Annotated in this window: 15 protein-coding genes; 14 read left to right on the forward strand and 1 reads right to left on the reverse strand. The window is 44.3% G+C overall.

Annotation, left to right across the window (positions count from 1 at the left end):
• The first annotated feature begins 111 nt into the window (after positions 1-111).
• The 13 genes from hemA (at position 112) to BTO09_RS05265 (ending at position 11,259) form a co-directional block, all read left to right on the forward strand.
• The gene (gene hemA / locus BTO09_RS05205) at positions 112-1,380 is read left to right on the forward strand and encodes a glutamyl-tRNA reductase (RefSeq protein WP_198356538.1); all 1,269 of its coding nucleotides are present in this window, start codon (positions 112-114) and stop codon (positions 1,378-1,380) included.
• Positions 1,380-2,288, forward strand: coding sequence for a hydroxymethylbilane synthase (hemC, locus tag BTO09_RS05210; protein ID WP_087523761.1), 909 nt, complete (start codon positions 1,380-1,382; stop codon positions 2,286-2,288). Before hemA ends, hemC begins: the two co-directional genes overlap by 1 nt.
• Positions 2,285-2,938, forward strand: a complete 654-nt coding sequence (locus tag BTO09_RS05215; protein WP_087523762.1) for a uroporphyrinogen-III synthase — start codon at positions 2,285-2,287, stop codon at positions 2,936-2,938. The genes hemC and BTO09_RS05215 overlap by 4 nt, the downstream gene beginning before the upstream one ends.
• Positions 2,935-3,960 carry a uroporphyrinogen decarboxylase gene (gene hemE, locus BTO09_RS05220; RefSeq protein WP_087523763.1) on the forward strand — a complete coding sequence of 342 codons (1,026 nt, stop codon included), beginning with the start codon at positions 2,935-2,937 and terminating at the stop codon, positions 3,958-3,960. Before BTO09_RS05215 ends, hemE begins: the two co-directional genes overlap by 4 nt.
• A gap of 3 nt (positions 3,961-3,963) precedes the next feature.
• Positions 3,964-4,449: a hypothetical protein gene (locus BTO09_RS05225; RefSeq protein WP_087523764.1), complete on the forward strand. Its 486-nt coding sequence runs from the start codon at positions 3,964-3,966 to the stop codon at positions 4,447-4,449.
• A gap of 2 nt (positions 4,450-4,451) precedes the next feature.
• Positions 4,452-5,213, forward strand: coding sequence for an EI24 domain-containing protein (locus BTO09_RS05230; protein ID WP_087523765.1), 762 nt, complete (start codon positions 4,452-4,454; stop codon positions 5,211-5,213).
• Positions 5,203-6,129, forward strand: coding sequence for an oxygen-dependent coproporphyrinogen oxidase (gene hemF / locus BTO09_RS05235; RefSeq protein ID WP_087523766.1), 927 nt, complete (start codon positions 5,203-5,205; stop codon positions 6,127-6,129). The genes BTO09_RS05230 and hemF overlap by 11 nt, the downstream gene beginning before the upstream one ends.
• Positions 6,130-6,133: 4 nt before the next feature.
• Positions 6,134-7,108, forward strand: a complete 975-nt coding sequence (hemB, locus tag BTO09_RS05240; protein ID WP_087523767.1) for a porphobilinogen synthase — start codon at positions 6,134-6,136, stop codon at positions 7,106-7,108.
• Between the two features lie 147 nt (positions 7,109-7,255).
• Positions 7,256-7,756, forward strand: a complete 501-nt coding sequence (locus tag BTO09_RS05245; protein ID WP_087523768.1) for a DinB family protein — start codon at positions 7,256-7,258, stop codon at positions 7,754-7,756.
• Between the two features lie 45 nt (positions 7,757-7,801).
• A complete protein-coding gene (locus BTO09_RS05250) occupies positions 7,802-8,899 on the forward strand; it encodes a CNNM domain-containing protein (RefSeq protein ID WP_087523769.1) in 1,098 nt (365 codons plus the stop codon).
• A gap of 4 nt (positions 8,900-8,903) precedes the next feature.
• Positions 8,904-9,377, forward strand: a complete 474-nt coding sequence (locus BTO09_RS05255; protein WP_087525490.1) for a methylated-DNA--[protein]-cysteine S-methyltransferase — start codon at positions 8,904-8,906, stop codon at positions 9,375-9,377.
• A gap of 1 nt (position 9,378) precedes the next feature.
• Complete coding sequence (locus tag BTO09_RS05260) at positions 9,379-10,521, forward strand: serine hydrolase (RefSeq protein ID WP_087523770.1); 1,143 nt, start codon at positions 9,379-9,381, stop codon at positions 10,519-10,521.
• A gap of 30 nt (positions 10,522-10,551) precedes the next feature.
• On the forward strand, positions 10,552-11,259 hold the full coding sequence (locus tag BTO09_RS05265) for a 3'-5' exonuclease (protein WP_087523771.1): 708 nt from the start codon (positions 10,552-10,554) through the stop codon (positions 11,257-11,259).
• Positions 11,260-11,317: 58 nt separating this feature from the next.
• Here BTO09_RS05265 and BTO09_RS05270 read toward each other — a convergent pair whose 3' ends face one another.
• Positions 11,318-14,326, reverse strand: a complete 3,009-nt coding sequence (locus tag BTO09_RS05270; protein WP_087523772.1) for a M4 family metallopeptidase — start codon at positions 14,324-14,326, stop codon at positions 11,318-11,320.
• A gap of 338 nt (positions 14,327-14,664) precedes the next feature.
• Here BTO09_RS05270 and BTO09_RS05275 point away from each other — a divergent pair, with 338 nt between their 5' ends.
• A complete protein-coding gene (locus tag BTO09_RS05275; RefSeq protein WP_087525491.1) occupies positions 14,665-16,347 on the forward strand; it encodes an ABC transporter ATP-binding protein in 1,683 nt (560 codons plus the stop codon).
• The last annotated feature ends 200 nt before the right edge of the window (positions 16,348-16,547 follow it).

Genomic DNA, 16,547 nt, shown 5'->3' on the forward strand with positions numbered 1-16,547 from the left:
CATTTTGCGCGCCGAGGTTTCAATTTAAGTCAATATTAACAGGCTTCGATACTATAAATACCGCTAGCGTTATTTTTTAAAAATCGTAGCCATTAATTTTGCGGCGTTTGTATGAGCAAGAACACCCCAAAAACAAATACGGCTGTTGCCGATTCAAGATTCATGGTCATCGGGCTGAATTATCAGAAGGCCGATGCCGAGACTCGTGGACACTTTAGCGTGAGTCCGGAGGCCCAATTGGCGCTTCTAAATGACGCTAAAGCCCAAGGTGTTTCTGCCTTGAGCGTTATCTCTACTTGTAATAGAACCGAGATCTACGGCTTTGCGAGATCTGCAGATCAACTCATTGACCTGCTTTGCTCACATACTGCCGGAAACAAAAAGGAATTTTTGGCGGCATCTTACATTCACACGGGTAATGATGCAATAAGACATTTGTTTCGAGTAGGAACAGGTCTCGATTCTCAAATTCTTGGAGACTTTGAGATCATAAGTCAACTCAGACGTTCCTTTAAGCAAGCCAAGAACCAAGGCTTGCTCAATCCGTTTATGGAAAGGCTCATCAATGAGGTGATCCGCGCGAGCAAGCGAATTAAGAACGAAACAGCTTTATCTAGCGGAGCTACCTCGGTTAGCTTTGCAGCCGTGCAATACATTTTGGCCAGAGTGCCTTATGTAACTAATAAAAATATTTTGCTATTCGGTACTGGTAAGATAGGTCGTAACACTTGTGAAAACCTCATCAAACATACCCGAAACGATCACATTACCTTGATTAATCGCACCAGATCCAAGGCAGAAAAAATTGCAGGTAAGTTCAACCTAATCGTTTCAGATTATGCCAATCTCCAGTCCGAAATAGCACAGGCAGATATTCTAATTGTCGCTACTGGAGCACAAATGCCAACTGTTTCTAACGCTTTGTTGCATTTGAAAAAACCACTTTTGATCTTAGATCTCTCGATTCCGAAAAACGTGGCTCAAGATGTGGAGAACAACCCATTGGTACACCTAGTACATTTAGATCAGCTCAGTAAGATCGCAGACGACACACTTTCGGAGCGCGCCCTTCAAGTTCCTAAAGCGTACAAGATCATTGAGAGCATTGAAGCCGAATTCTACGAGTGGGTAGAAAAAAGAAAATTTGCTCCTACGCTGCGCGCCTTAAAACAACAGCTGAATTTATACGCTGCTGCGGAGATAGACAATCAGCGTAAAAAATTAAGCGACTTCAACGAACAACAAGCGCAGATCCTTACAGACAGGATCGTTCAGAAAATCACCACACAGGTGGCTAACCACCTCAACCAAATGGACACCGCAGAGGCCGATCAGCATGAACTGATCCGCAAAGTGTTCAACTTGCAAACCGAACAATAATGAAGGCTGCTATTCGTATTGGAACCCGTCAAAGTCCGTTAGCACTTTGGCAAGCCAACAAGGTAAAATCTCTTTTAGAGGAGCAAGGTCATACTTGTGTTTTAGTGCCAATCAATTCTCAGGGCGACCTGAACCTAGAACAGCCATTGTACGAATTGGGTGTGGTAGGCGTTTTTACCAAAACCTTAGATGCTGCCCTTTTAGCCGATAAGATCGATCTGGCCGTACATTCCATGAAAGATATGCCGACAGCCTTACCTCAAGGTATTGCATTAGCCGCCGTGTTAGCTCGAGCCGATTCGCATGATATTCTGGTACATAAAGGCACTGATTTTCTAAACGGGCCCGGTACAATCGCCACCGGATCCCTTAGACGAAAGGCACAATGGTTACATAAATATCCGCAACATGAGGTGGTCGGATTACGCGGAAACGTGCAAACTCGCTTACAAAAGTTACAAGACAACGCTTGGAATGGTGCCATTTTTGCCAAAGCTGGTCTACAACGCGTAGATTTGCTTCCAACTAATTACCAGCAGTTAGATTGGATGATCCCTGCTCCTGCTCAAGGTGCAGTAGCCGTTGTTGCCAAGCAAAAAGATGGTCAGCTGCTAAAGCAGTGTGAAGCCATTGCAGATAAGCAAACAACGATTTGTACAACTGTAGAACGCCAATTCTTAAGAACTCTAGAAGGCGGCTGTACCGCTCCAATAGGGGCTTTTGCGAAAATTGAGAACGAACAACTTCACTTTAAAGGCTGCTTACACAGTCTCGACGGACAAGAAGCTTTGTATATAGAACGCAGCGTTCCCACAAGAGAAGCAAATGGTCTTGGTGAAAAATTGGCCAAAGAGCTACTCGATCAAGGTGGTGCAGCCTTGATGGAACAAATCAGAAAGGAATTATGAAACTGCTATCGACCAAAATATTGAGCGAAGAGCAAGTTTCAAGACTTACTCAAGCTGGATTTGAAGTTAGTCATTATGACAGCCTAACTATCGCTTTATTGGATTTCGAGATTCCAGAGGCGGCTACTCACTGCATATTCAGTTCCCAAAATGCCGCAAAAGCATTTGTTGAGAACAACCCGGGCATTAAACAATATGAGGTGTATTGTGTGGGCGAAAAAGCCGCTCTACTATTAGAAGAAAATGAGCAAAAAGTGTTAGAAATTGGGCAAAATGCAGCCGATTTAGCCCAAAAAATCATTAAAAATCACAAAAACGAGCAGTTTTATTATTTCAGCGGAAATCTCAGAAGACCTGAATTACCGCAAATGCTCGCCCAGAATCAAGTGGTATTTCACGAAGTTCCAGCCTACGAAACACAATTGAACTATCCAGCGTTCGAAAGCACCTTTGAAACCGTACTCTATTACAGCCCAACCGGGGTTCAGAGCTACCATAAAAACAACCAAAACACGAATTATACAGCCATCTGTATAGGCGAAACTACCCGCTCAGAAGCTGTCAAATTCACCACACACACAGCGACCGCATTGCACACCACTGTAGATGGTGTATTGGACGCTGCCATACAACACTTAGAAAAAGCATGATAAAGAACGATTTGTTTTTACGCGCCTTAAAAGGCGAAACAGTAGACCGTCCTCCAGTATGGATGATGCGTCAGGCCGGAAGATACTTGCCAGAGTTCATGGAGATCAAAGAGAAGTACGATTTCTTTACGCGTTGTCGCACCCCAGAACTCGCTAGTGAGATTACCGTGCAACCTATTCGCCGCTATGGAATGGACGCCGCTATTCTTTTTAGTGATATACTGGTAATTCCACAAGCCATGGATATCGAGGTAGAGATGAAGCCGAACTTTGGCCCGTATTTACCCAATCCGGTACGCACCGCAGCCGATGTGGAACGAGTAATTGTTCCAGACGCCAAAGAATCGTTGAACTATGTGATGGAGGCCATTAAAGCCACCAAAGAAAAACTCAATGACGAAGTGCCGCTAATTGGTTTTGCAGGTTCACCTTGGACTATCCTCTGTTATTCGGTACAAGGGCAAGGTTCCAAGACCTTTGACAAGGCCAAGGAATTCTGTTTTACCCAGCCAGAAGCAGCGCATCAGTTGTTGCAAAAAATCACAGATACTACCATCGATTATTTAAAGGCAAAGGTAGAGGCTGGAGTGAACGCTGTTCAGATCTTTGATTCCTGGGGAGGCATGCTATCGCCAGAAGATTATCAAGAATTCTCCCTGCAATACATCAACCAAATTGTAGCTGCTTTGAAACCTTTGGCTCCGGTTATCGTCTTTGGTAAAGGATGCTGGTTTGCCTTAGGTGATATGGCCAAATCTGGGGCTTCGGCCTTGGGTGTAGATTGGACCTGTTCACCGCGTAATGCACGTTATCTCTCCGGAGGGAATATAACCTTGCAAGGAAACTTTGACCCGAGCAGGTTGTTATCTCCACCGAGTGTGATCAAAGAAAGCGTCCATAAGATGATCCGTGAATTTGGAAAAGACCGTTATATAGTCAATTTAGGTCATGGTATTCTACCCAACATCCCAACGGAAAATGCAGGAGCCTTTATAGAGGCTGTAAAAAGTTACAAGGAATAGATTATGTTTTGGAGAACCTTAAAGCGACTCAATTTTTCGCAACTCTTGCAGTTGTTGGGAATCACTTTAGGCGCTCCTATTCGCATGATCAAAACTGCTTGGGCCACCAAAGTGTGCATACAGATCTGTAATCGTGAATTTGGACAAACCCATCATTTGCACAACAGAGCCAATGCCATACGACACGCCCTGTGGAATATTTTGATCATAAAAAGCCTTTATGGCAAGCGAACCAATATGGTCGCCATTATGGCTTGGGCCGAAAAGATCACGAGTTGGCATGAAGATTTCTCGGTCAACGAACCCTTAGAAAGAGCCATGGACCTACACAATAATGAAGTGGGCCGCAAATGGTTTTCGGATTATAAATTCGCATCGGAAAAAGAAATTGTCAACAGTCTGAAACAACGAGCTACCAAAGCGCGTCAAATACAAGATGTAACAGACGTTAGAGGGGCTTACGGCCGCTTGGTGTTTATAAGCGAATAACTATGATTGGAGCAGTTTTTTCAAGTATCAAAGCTTATGCGGATGCAATTCCGCTGATGAACCGCTTAGGACTGTGGCGATATTTTATCGTACCTATTATTATCAGTGTACTCGCTGCAGTTGGTATTGGCCTAGCGGCTTACGGACTCAGTGACAACCTGGGTGCTTTGATAAGCAAGGCTTGGATCTTTGATTGGGGGAAAGAGACCTTTGCGGTTGTTGCAGAGATCTTAGGAGCTGTCATGATAATCACCTTTGGACTTATCGTGTACAAGGCTGTGGTTATGGCTTTGAGTGCACCTTTTATGAGCCCCGTATCTGAAAAGATAGAGGCCGACCTACGTCCGGGGGAACACTTTTACAGAAACACTGACTTTAACGATCAATTGTGGCGAGGTATTCGTATCAACGCGCGCAATTTAGGAATGGAATTACTTTGGACTGTCCCAATTTTCTTTTTAGGACTGATCCCTGTCATAGGTTTGATAGCTCCGATTTTGCTCTTTTGCATGCAAGCTTATTACGCTGGTTTCGGGAACATGGATTACACCTTAGAAAGACACTTCGGATATAGTGATAGCATACGATTTGTAAAACGCAATCGCGGTTCGGCCATTGGCAACGGACTGGTCTTTATGACCGTACTTATCATTCCCATAGTAGGACTTATTTTGGTGCTCCCTCTTTCGGTAACAGCGGCAAGCTTGAGAACTGTACAATTAATGGACAAAGAACAACCTAAGTTAATCGATTATGCGAACTAAATTTCACGAGTACATCCAAACCCTACAAGATCAGATCACAGCCGCTTTAGAAGCGGTAGATGGGCAAGCCAAGTTTAAAGAAGACCACTGGGAACGCCCTGGAGGTGGCGGAGGTCGTACACGAGTTATCGAAAATGGAGCCGTGTTTGAAAAAGGCGGTGTAAACATCTCTGCCGTTCACGGTGAATTGCCCGCAGCCATGCAAGACTACTTTAAAGTTAAAGAGGCCGACTTTTTTGCCTGCGGACTCTCTCTGGTGATCCACCCTAAAAACCCTATGGTACCTACAGTGCATGCCAACTGGCGTTATTTTGAACTCTATGACAAGCAAGGCAATGTTGTGACCCAATGGTTTGGAGGCGGACAAGACCTAACTCCGTATTATTTATTTGAGCAAGATGCCATTCACTTTCACGAGGTATGTAAAACAGCTTGCGACAAACACCACCCTGAATTTTACACCAAATACAAGGCCAAATGTGACGACTATTTCTGGAACGCTCACCGCAATGAAGCCCGTGGTGTTGGCGGACTTTTCTTTGATTATTGTAAGCCTACGGCCGACTTTGGTCTGGAGCAGTGGTATGACTTTGTGACCGAAGTGGGCAACAGCTTTGTCGAGGCCTATGTGCCCATAGTGGAACGCAGAAAGAACCTCGATTACACCCAAGCCCAGCGCGATTGGCAAGAAGTGCGTCGTGGGCGTTATGTGGAATTCAACCTGATTCACGACAAAGGGACCCTATTTGGCCTAAAAACCAACGGTCGTATTGAAAGTATTTTAATGAGCTTACCGCCACACGTACAGTGGCATTATAACCATCAGCCACAGCCAGGTAGCCCAGAAGCTGCCTTGGTTGACGTATTGCAAAACCCTAAAGATTGGGCGGCGATGATACCGGCAAATTCTCAATAGAACTATGTATCCCATTATAAGAAACAGAAGACTACGTGCATCCGCAGCCATGAGAAATCTGGTTCGCGAAACGATTTTAACCCCACACGACTTTTTGGTACCCTTATTTGTGACAGAGGGTAAGGGTGTGCGGGAGGAGATACCTTCCATGCCTGGTTATTACCGTTTGAGTTTGGATCAATTGGCCGGCGAGGTCAACGAGCTCTGGAACATGAACTTACAGGCGGTCTTGCTTTTCGTAAAAGTACCGGACAACCTTAAAGACAATGAAGGAACAGAAGCTTTGAATCCGGATGGATTGATGCAACGCGCCATTAAGGAGGTGAAAAATGCACAACCTGGCATGTTAGTTATGACCGATGTTGCTCTGGACCCTTTTTCTAGCTACGGACACGATGGTATAGTTGCCGATGGGAAGATCTTAAACGACGAAACCAACGAAGTACTGGCAGCCATGAGTGTTTCTCATGCCGCTGCCGGTGCCGATGTTGTTGCACCAAGTGACATGATGGACGGGCGTATACTCAGCATTCGTGAAGCTTTAGAAGACGAAGGTTTTATCGACACGGCTATTATGAGCTATAGCGCCAAATACGCCTCTTCCTTTTACGGTCCTTTTAGAGACGCCTTGGATTCTGCTCCTGGATTTGGTGACAAAAAGACCTATCAAATGGATCCAGCCAATAGATTTGAAGCCATTAAGGAAACCCAAATGGACATAGACGAAGGAGCTGATATTGTCATGGTCAAGCCTGGATTGGCTTATTTGGATATTGTGCGTGAGATTCGCAACGAAATAGATGTTCCCGTGGCTGTATATCAAGTCAGCGGTGAATATGCCATGTTAAAAGCAGCGGCAGCCCAAGGTTGGTTAGACCACGATGCTGTGATGCTAGAGCAACTTACCAGTATAAAACGAGCGGGTGCGAACATCATAGCCAGTTATTTTGCCAAGGAAGCAGTGCGATTACTTTCGTAAATTAGGTGCATGAAATGAGCGCAAACAAATTTAATTACTAGTATACCCACCTGAATAATTAAATTTTTTGTGCGAAAGCGAAGCGCTTGATCTATGCAGATAATTTTTATTTGCTTGATTATCTCAGAAATAAAAATTATTAAATAGATGAAATATCTCTTGATCGCTCTAGTTTTGATTGGAACAAACTTCGCTATGGCGCAACAAACTACACCGAAAACCGCTTTTCTTGAAAAGTGGGAAAACGCAAAGAATTACACTTTAGAACTTGCAGAAGCCATGCCAGAAGATGCTTTTGGCTTTAAACCTTCTGAAAGACAAATGAGTTTTAAAGAGCAATTGATCCATATAAAAGCGAATATGGATTGGCTCAGTACAACTTATTTTAAGGGCACAGAGCCCAAGGCAGTTACCGATACCAAAGCCAACATCATTAAATCTCTGGAAGCCTCTTTTGACGGAGTTGCTGCGGCTGTTGCTGCAACAGACCCAGAGACTTTTGCCGAAACGGTGGATTTCTTTGCAGGCCCAAAAAGCAAATTGCAGATCTTGAATTTGCTGCAAGACCACTTGACACATCATCGTGGACAACTGATCGTTTATCTAAACCTCAAACAAGTAGCGCCTCCACGCTATGTGGGTTGGTAATTTTTGGTATTTTTACTTTTGTCTAGTCAACTATAAGCCAGCACAGTGACCTTACTCATCGTTTACGCCGTACTTTCAATCTTTTTTTCGTTTCTATGTTCGATTCTAGAGGCAGTACTGCTCAGCATCACTCCCTCTTTCATAAACATTAAAAAGTCACAAGGAAAAGGCTATGCCGATACTTTAGAGAACTTAAAGAAAGATGTGGACAAGCCGCTTATTGCGATCTTGACACTCAATACCATAGCCCATACCGTGGGTGCGATCTTAGTGGGAGTTCAGGCCGAAAGTTTAGACTTTGAGATCGATTTCTTCGGAATCAATATAGTCGGGATCGTTTCTGGGATCATGACCTTTCTGATCTTGGTACTCTCTGAAATCATTCCAAAGACCATAGGTGCGACCTACTGGAAGAAGCTGGCCAATTTTACAGCCAAGGCTTTATCATTGCTGATATTCCCACTTAAATACACGGGTATATTGTGGTTCTTGCAACTCACAACCCGCCTTATTGGAAAATCTGCTCATGTTAGCACTTTGAGCCGTGAGGAATTTATCGCCATTGCAGATGCGGCGCAAGAAGAAGGGGTTTTTGCCGAGAATGAATCCACTGTAATTAAGAACTTACTGGTCTTTAAATCTATAATGGCCAAAGACGTTATGACCCCTTGGGTTGTGGCCATTACCGAAGATGAGAACACCACCATTGAAGCCTTCCACGAAGGCCATAAAAACCTGAAGTTCTCCCGTATTCCCGTATACAATGAAAACGCCAATAATGTTACCGGAGTGATCTTGAAAGATCATGTGTTGGAAGCCATTATTGACAAGAAAGGACACGAGCCTCTTAGAAGCATCAAACGCGAGCTTTTGGTAACTGATAGCCGCACACCGATTCCAAACCTCTTTGAGCTGTTTATAGGCAAACGCGCGCACATGGCCATTGTAATGGACGAATTTGGCAATCCTGTTGGATTGGTTACTATGGAGGATATCATTGAAACCTTACTAGGCTTAGAGATCATGGACGAAAGCGATAATGTTGCAGATCTGCAACAAATGGCGCGTCGTACTTGGGAGGCACGCGCTAAGCGTTTAGGAATTGTGATCACCAAGGCAGAAGAAGACGATCAAGACCAATAAGATGATTGCACAAGCTTATCTGGATTCGCCATTGGGCAGCCTTCTTTTACAAGGCGATGCAGACGGAATTCAGAAGCTAAGCGTGGTGGAAGACCCTCAAGACCCATCCGCAGAAATTCCCGCCGAATTGCAATCCGCAGCACAACAAATTCATGAATACTTTCAAGGTCAGCGAAGTAGTTTTGACCTTAAACTGAACCCGCAAGGAACTTCTTTCCAAAAACAAGTTTGGACGCAACTCGCTGAAATTCCCTTCGGGAAAACAGCTACCTATATGGACATGGCCAAGCGTTTGGGCGACCCTAAGAGTATTCGAGCAGCGGCGAGCGCCAACGGTAAGAACCCGATAATGATAATAATTCCGTGTCACCGTGTAATTGGCTCCGATGGAAGTTTAACTGGCTATGCCGGTGGACTGTGGCGGAAAAAATGGCTCTTGGAACACGAATCGCCAGTACGACAAGAAAAACTGTTTTAAAATGAGAGGACTTTTCAAATTCTTAAAAGGCCTAGTTATCCTGCTGATCGCTTTGGTTGCCTTGCTCTATATCACGGACTACGAATACATCTTAAAAGGTGTACGTGTGGTGTATATGACCGGACATACCACAGCTTTTATAGACGATCATGTCTATTTTGAAAATGACACCATTGAAAATGCCGAACAGCCTTGGGAATGGCCCAAGCACCCCGCCTATAACAGCGTTTCTATGACAGAACGTTTAAAACAGACTCACAAGGATTTGGGGACTGTTGCATTTGCCATCATTAAAAACGACAGTCTCTGGTTTGAACACTACAGCGAAGGCTATTCTGCTACCTCACAGACCAATTCCTTTTCTATGGCAAAGAGTATTACAACTGCCCTCTTAGGGAAGGCCATTGCCGACGGTTATATAAAAGGACTTGATCAGCCCATTGGTGATTTTTTTGAGCAATACAAAGGACAAAAGACCACGGTAGGAGATCTCTCGTCTATGGCCTCTGGACTCGATTGGGAAGAGAGTTACAAAAGTCCGTTTAGTGTAACGGCTCGTGCGTATTATGATGACGATCTGGCTGAAACGATCTTGGGTCAAAAAGTTGTTGATGAGCCAGGACAAGGGTTTCGATACCTCAGCGGTAATACCCAATTACTAGGTATGATCGTACAAAAGGCTACAAGCCAGTCGCTCTCCGATTATTTAGAATCGAGTTTTTGGAAACCGCTAGGCATGCAACAGGATGCCCTTTGGCAAGTTGACGACCAAGACAATAGGCTGGCTAAGAGTTATTGTTGCATTGCTAGTAACGCCTTAGATTTTGCCAGGTTCGGGAGTCTCTTTAAAAATCACGGCCGTTGGGATGGCAAACAGATCTTGGATTCTGCCTTTGTAGCCAAAGCTACCGTAGCGCGTTTTGAAGGAGAACCTTACGGGTATGGCTTTTGGATATCTGATCATCTGGACAAACACATCTTTGTAATGCGCGGAATATTAGGGCAATACGTGATCACCATCCCAGAAGATGACCTCATTATTGTGCGATTGGGTCACCAATTAGGAACCCGAGAAGCAGGTGATGATTTTACCAGTGACTTTTATAAATATATAGAAGAGACCTACGCCATGATTGGCAATTAAAGTGTAATTTCACAAGCAAATCCGCTTGTTGTGTTACACAAGATCCCACTAAATAACATCCTTTTCTTAGATATTGAGACCGTCCCTGAGGCAGCAGATTTTAATGCCTTAGATACAGAAACTCAGGAGTTGTATGCAGCTAAGACCCAATATCAGCGCAAGGAGATCTCTGCGGAGGAGTTCTATGAACGTGCCGGTATTTGGGCGGAATTTGGTAAGATCATCTGCATTGCGGTAGGTTACTTTACTGCTGCGGATGGTGGGGAGTTTCGCGTGACCTCCTTTAGTGGAGACGAGGCAGATCTGCTCCGCGAATTTAACAGCCTGCTAGAAACTCATTTTAACAGGCCTTATCACAGGCTTTGTGCACATAACGGCAAAGAATTTGACTTCCCTTATTTGGCCAGACGTATGACCATTTTAGGGATTCCGCTACCTAACCAATTGCGACTATTTGGTAAAAAACCGTGGGAAGTTCCACATTTGGATACCATGGAACTGTGGAAGTTCGGTGATTTTAAACATTATACTTCCCTACGTCTTTTGGCAAAAGTGCTCGGTATTCCTTCTCCTAAGGAAGACATTAGCGGAGATCAAGTTCGCGAGGTTTATTATTCCGACAGCGACTTGGACCGCATTATTGAATACTGCCAACGCGATACCATAACCGTTGCCCAGATCTTTTTGCGCTATCGCAATCAGCCTATCCTTCAGGAAGATCAGATAAAATACCGCTAACAAAAAAACCCCGCCCTAAGGCGAGGTCTTTCCGATTAGTTAGTTGATGAGTAAGCTATTACTCTTTGATGAAGCGATCTGTTACGATCTCTTCGCCTTCGTTTATCTCTAAGATATAAACTCCGGATTGTAAACGTGAAACGTCGATAGTTTGCATCAAGGTTCCTTGAGCAACTACTTGTCCAAGAATATTAACAATTCTATAGGTCTCCTGTCCTGTTGGATCTAACAGACGCACGTTAAGCGTGCTTCCAACTGGATTTGGATACATCAAGAAGTCTCCGTCAATATCAAGACCTTCGTCATCAGCAAAACCGTTAATTCCACCAAGTGCAGTGATGCGATCACCCATTAGGGTAGTTCCTGCATCCGCAGTAATGGTCACCTGATCGATATAGATGTGATCTGCATTGGCAGAAGCATCGTTACGGAATCTGAACTGCGCATTGGTCGGAAAGTTGTACGAAGCATTATCGATACTTACCGTTGCAGTATAGAAGGTATTATTGTTAAAGTTAGTTCCTCTTGCATAAGCGGCAACAGTTCTCCAAGCAGATCCGTCATAGAACTGTACCCAGAAATCCTCACCGTTCTCCATACTCCAAGCATAGAAATAGAATTCAATGTCTAGGGTGCTGTAACCACTAACATCGAAAGTCCCTAAGGTCATGGTAGAAGAATTTGTGTTGTCTCTCAAGCGGATAGAATAGGTTCCTTCGTATGAACGTGAACCAGCATAACGGTAAGAGTCAGACCCTCCGTCTATCCAGCCATCCCAGCCTGTCTCGAAGTTCCCTTGGTGAAGCACCACAGGACCTCCACCTCCTCCGCCTCCGGCAGATTCAGTTGTAAAGGTCACACTGGCAGTTCCGGAGTTATTTCCGGCTGCATCGTAAGCGCGAACATCGAAAGTATAAGTAGTGCCTGCAGTCATTCCGGTAATGTTAGCAGAAGTACTTGTAGTAGTTCCTAAAGAGGAACCTCCTTGTAAGATCTCGTAACCTTCTACGCCAACATTGTCTGTAGAAGCATTCCAAGTCAAGGTAGCTGTAGTTTCAGTGATCGCACTAGCAGCCAATCCTGTTGGTGTGCTTGGCGCTTCGGTATCGGCTCCGCCGCCACCACCTTCAATACAGAAAGTATGAGAGGCTGAGCTACCAAAAGATCCTCCGCTGAACATGGTTCCAGCACTGCTAGAAACTGTATAAGAACCTGCTCCGTAAGAACAGCAAATACCGTCTCCGTAAGAATCCGTGATAGTGAAGGTATAATCTCCAGCTGCCAATCCAGACCAAGTAGCAGTTACCGTTGAACCGTCTGGGTTCGCAGTAGAATAACTAGCTGAGTCGATAGTTGCTCCAGAAGCATCTTTTAAGGTCCAAGCTGTTTCTTCTGGGTAGTTATCTAAAGTGATAGACAAGAATACATCTCCAGTAACACAATCTGGTGGTGGAGGTGTTCCGCCATAGGCATCACCTACGTTTACTGCATACCAAGCATTGGTTACTGCGATCTCTTCTGGGCTACCTGCTCCGTAAAGATCAATAGCAGCCTGGATCGCACCTGCGCGAGCGTCTGTAAACTGAGAGCTTTGTGTCAAGTAAACAGCGAGGTTACGGTAAGCAATAGCTTCTGCCTTGTCCCATCCGATAGCGCTAACGTTGAAAACGTCTCCAACATCGTTGGTTCCAGAACCTCCGTTAACCAAAAGGTAGAACCAATAATTCTGAACCCCAGAGTTGATGTGTACTCCTCCGTTGTCTCCAGAAGAAGTCCACCAGTAAGTTCCTAAATAAGTATCTGGATCGTTGAATGCATTCGGATTGCTCATAGAGCGCAATGCTCCACCGCTACCTCCTGCTCCAATAGCGTCACCCATCAACCAGTCGTTAGTTCCTTGTGCATAGTGCTCAATAGACTCTCCGAAGATATCAGAGAAAGACTCGTTAAGTGCTCCTGATTGGTAGCTGTAAATAAGGTTTGCAGTGTACTCAGTAACCCCGTGAGTGATCTCATGTCCAACAATATCCAATGATACTAGTGGTCCGTAGTTTACACCGTCTCCGTCTCCGTAAGTCATACGAGAACCATCCCAGAAAGCATTCACATAGTTGCTAGAATAACTTACATACGAATTGATGATAGCACCAGCTCCGTTGAAAGAGTTTCTGTTGTGCTTGCCCATAAAGTACTTGTGGGTTTGTTCTGCACCAAAATGAGCCTGAACACCAGTCGCTGTAGAAAATGGAAAGGAAGTATCTGCACTGGTAATGTCTGAGGCTCCGCTGTAGTTGGTTCCGTTGTTCATGTCAAAAGTACGGATCCCACCACCATCGGCAGCCTGACGTAGTCTGTATCCGCCTGTGTAGCTGTCTGCAGTGAAACTAACTGTTCCATTGTAAAGACTTACCCCTGTTGCAGGTGTATCTGCGTGGTGAATACGCTTGTTCTCGAACAATACAACTCCGGTCTGTGCATCTACATAAACATCGGCGCGATATACAGGAGCCGAAGCATAAATGTCAAACTTATAAGCCAAACGCGCTTCTGTAGTGATCTTGTCAATTACCGGGAAGATCACCAATTCGCCTTCAGGTCTTTCATAACCGATCATTGCAGCATCGTCTACTTGTTGCCACAGATATTTCTCTGCTCCAATATGCGCAGTTGCACGATTAAGTGCCGCATTTGCAGAAAGCCCAGGAGTGATGGTAAGCTCATCAAGCCTAAAAACACTGTTAGACATAGATACTACTTTCCCTTCTTTTGCATGCAAAGTGGTTTGACCGAACTCTACCTTGATTCCCTTGTAAAATTGCTGAAATTTCTGGTGGGTAAAACCAAGTTCGTCGGTACGCTCAGATACAGCACTGAAAGTGTTGTCTGTAGAGAGCTTGAATTCTTCGGTAAAAATGCTTTGGGGAGCAGCAAATGCCTTTTGCTGAGTCTCATTAAAAACCTTGAGTTTTTTAATGGGTTTGGGCTGACTTTCTTGAGCAAAACTCATAGTAGAAAACAGCATCGCAGCCATTGCGAGTAGCAAGGGCCTGAATGAATTTTTCTTCATTGTGAATAGTAATTGTTAGTTAGTGAATTTTCAGATTATTGTTAATCCTTTGTTAAGGTAATGACAATAATTCATCACTTCTCTAAAAATGCTGAAAAATCGATAAAGTGCACGTTTTGAAAATACTTGTTTATTCATTGAAAAAATTGGCTAAACATTCTGGTCGAAACCGACTGTTTTATCGGACTTTAACCCTCTAATTGCTACGCGAAAACCACAGGGTGTTTTCGCGAAAATTTTCGCTGGATTTTCGAAACTGCTATGAGCATACTCAATGCGTGAATTTAGAGCTGATTTTAGGACTAAAAACAACAGAAAATCGGCTTATCTTTAAAGCGATGCAAACAGCGCCATTATTAAAGATCGATAAGCTCAATCTCCGATTCGGAAAAGGAGATCCTGTTCTAAAGGATATTGATCTAGAATTGTTCCCCAATGAAATCCTTGGATTGGTGGGAGAATCGGGTTCGGGAAAATCCGTGAGCAGTTTGGCCATACTCGGGCTCTTACCAAAAACAGCTAAAGTCAATGGCGCTATTCAATATATGGGCAAGAATTTGGCCGAGCTTTCTAAAAAGGAGCTGCGTCACATCCGTGGCAATGAGATCGCTATGATCTTTCAGGAGCCTATGAGCGCTTTAAACCCAGCACTGCGCTGTGGTCCTCAAGTGGCAGAAGTGCTTCGAATTCACAAGAATCAAAGTGAGCGAGACGCCAAAAAAGAAGTACTACATCTTTTTGAGCAAGTCAAGCTTCCACGTGTTAATGAAGTTTACAACAGTTATCCGCATCAACTCTCCGGCGGACAGATGCAACGTGTCATGATAGCCATGGCCTTGGCCTGTAAACCCAAGATTCTCATTGCAGATGAGCCAACTACCGCCTTAGACGTTACGGTACAAAAAGAGATCATCGAACTGCTTAAAAGCTTGCAACAACAAAACAACATGAGTGTGCTTTTTATCTCTCACGACCTCGCCCTGGTCTCCGAGATAGCAGATCGTGTAGCTGTCATGTTTCGTGGTGAATTGCTCGAAGTTGCGCAAACCAAATCCCTTTTTAAAAATCCGAAGCACGCTTACACCAAAGCGTTATTAGGAAGTCGCCCGGATCTGGACCAACGTCTTAAACGTTTGCCAACCGTAGAGGATCTGTCTGGTGAGCATTTTGAATCCGAAGAAATAAAACCAATTCAACGCGCTGCAAAGCACAAAGAATTATACACACAAGCCCCACTTCTAGAGATCATAGATCTGAAAAAGACCTACTTTGGAAAGGCTGCATTGTTTGGTAAACCCAAAGCGGTCGAAGCTGTTAAGGGAGTTAATTTTACCGTCTTTGAAGGAGAAACCTTGGGCTTAGTGGGCGAATCCGGCTGCGGGAAGTCCACACTGGGGAAAACCATCATGCAGATCGAGGAGGCCACCGCAGGTCAGATCAAATTTCGAGGTCGCGACATTACCCACCTCAACAAAGCGGAGCGCAAGCAATTGCGCAAGGAGATCCAGATCGTTTTTCAAGATCCTTTTGCTTCTCTTAATCCGAGAATTACCATTGGAGAAGCCATTGCAGAACCTTTGGCCGTACACCACAGTTATTCGGCAGGAAAACGCAAGCAAGAAGTATTGGAGCTTCTGGAAGCAGTTGGTCTAGACAGTACGTTTTACAACAGGTATCCGCATCAACTCTCTGGAGGTCAACGCCAACGTATCGGAATTGCAAGGGCCATTGCCCTTAAACCCAAGTTGCTTATCTGTGATGAATCGGTCTCTGCCTTAGATATCAGTGTTCAGGCTCAAGTATTGAATCTGCTCAATACCTTAAAGGAAGAATACGGCTTTACCTATATATTTATCTCGCATGATCTGGCAGTTGTCAAATATATGGCAGATCAATTGGTGGTGATGAATTCTGGTTTGATCGAAGAGATCGGAGATGCCGATGAGATCTATGCCAACCCCCGAAAAGATTATACAAAACGCCTTATTGAAGCCATCCCAAAAGGGATAAAAAAGGCATAAAAAAAACCCGTCCTAACCTCACAAAGAACGGGTAAAACCTTATATCTGATCGTTGCACAGATTTGGGGTTTGTATTTTACATTAACAAAAAAACTTTTTTAGCCAAATACAAGAAGGTCGTTATTAACCGAATTGTATTTTTAATTGCCATTAGCATAGTAGGTTATGTTACTTTAATTAGGGACTGCTAAGATGCAGCA

The organism is Gilvibacter sp. SZ-19 (assembly GCF_002163875.1).
Lineage (GTDB): Bacteria > Bacteroidota > Bacteroidia > Flavobacteriales > Flavobacteriaceae > Gilvibacter.

Bases quoted from the DNA above. Each gene is read 5' to 3' on its own strand.
- hemA (WP_198356538.1), top strand. From the start codon at position 112: ATGAGCAAGAACACCCCAAAAACAAATACGGCTGTTGCCGATTCAAGA.
- hemC (WP_087523761.1), top strand. From the start codon at position 1,380: ATGAAGGCTGCTATTCGTATTGGAACCCGTCAAAGTCCGTTAGCACTT.
- BTO09_RS05215 (WP_087523762.1), top strand. From the start codon at position 2,285: ATGAAACTGCTATCGACCAAAATATTGAGCGAAGAGCAAGTTTCAAGA.
- hemE (WP_087523763.1), top strand. From the start codon at position 2,935: ATGATAAAGAACGATTTGTTTTTACGCGCCTTAAAAGGCGAAACAGTA.
- BTO09_RS05225 (WP_087523764.1), top strand. From the start codon at position 3,964: ATGTTTTGGAGAACCTTAAAGCGACTCAATTTTTCGCAACTCTTGCAG.
- BTO09_RS05230 (WP_087523765.1), top strand. From the start codon at position 4,452: ATGATTGGAGCAGTTTTTTCAAGTATCAAAGCTTATGCGGATGCAATT.
- hemF (WP_087523766.1), top strand. From the start codon at position 5,203: ATGCGAACTAAATTTCACGAGTACATCCAAACCCTACAAGATCAGATC.
- hemB (WP_087523767.1), top strand. From the start codon at position 6,134: ATGTATCCCATTATAAGAAACAGAAGACTACGTGCATCCGCAGCCATG.
- BTO09_RS05245 (WP_087523768.1), top strand. From the start codon at position 7,256: ATGAAATATCTCTTGATCGCTCTAGTTTTGATTGGAACAAACTTCGCT.
- BTO09_RS05260 (WP_087523770.1), top strand. From the start codon at position 9,379: ATGAGAGGACTTTTCAAATTCTTAAAAGGCCTAGTTATCCTGCTGATC.
- BTO09_RS05270 (WP_087523772.1), bottom strand. From the start codon at position 14,326: ATGAAGAAAAATTCATTCAGGCCCTTGCTACTCGCAATGGCTGCGATG.
- BTO09_RS05275 (WP_087525491.1), top strand. From the start codon at position 14,665: ATGCAAACAGCGCCATTATTAAAGATCGATAAGCTCAATCTCCGATTC.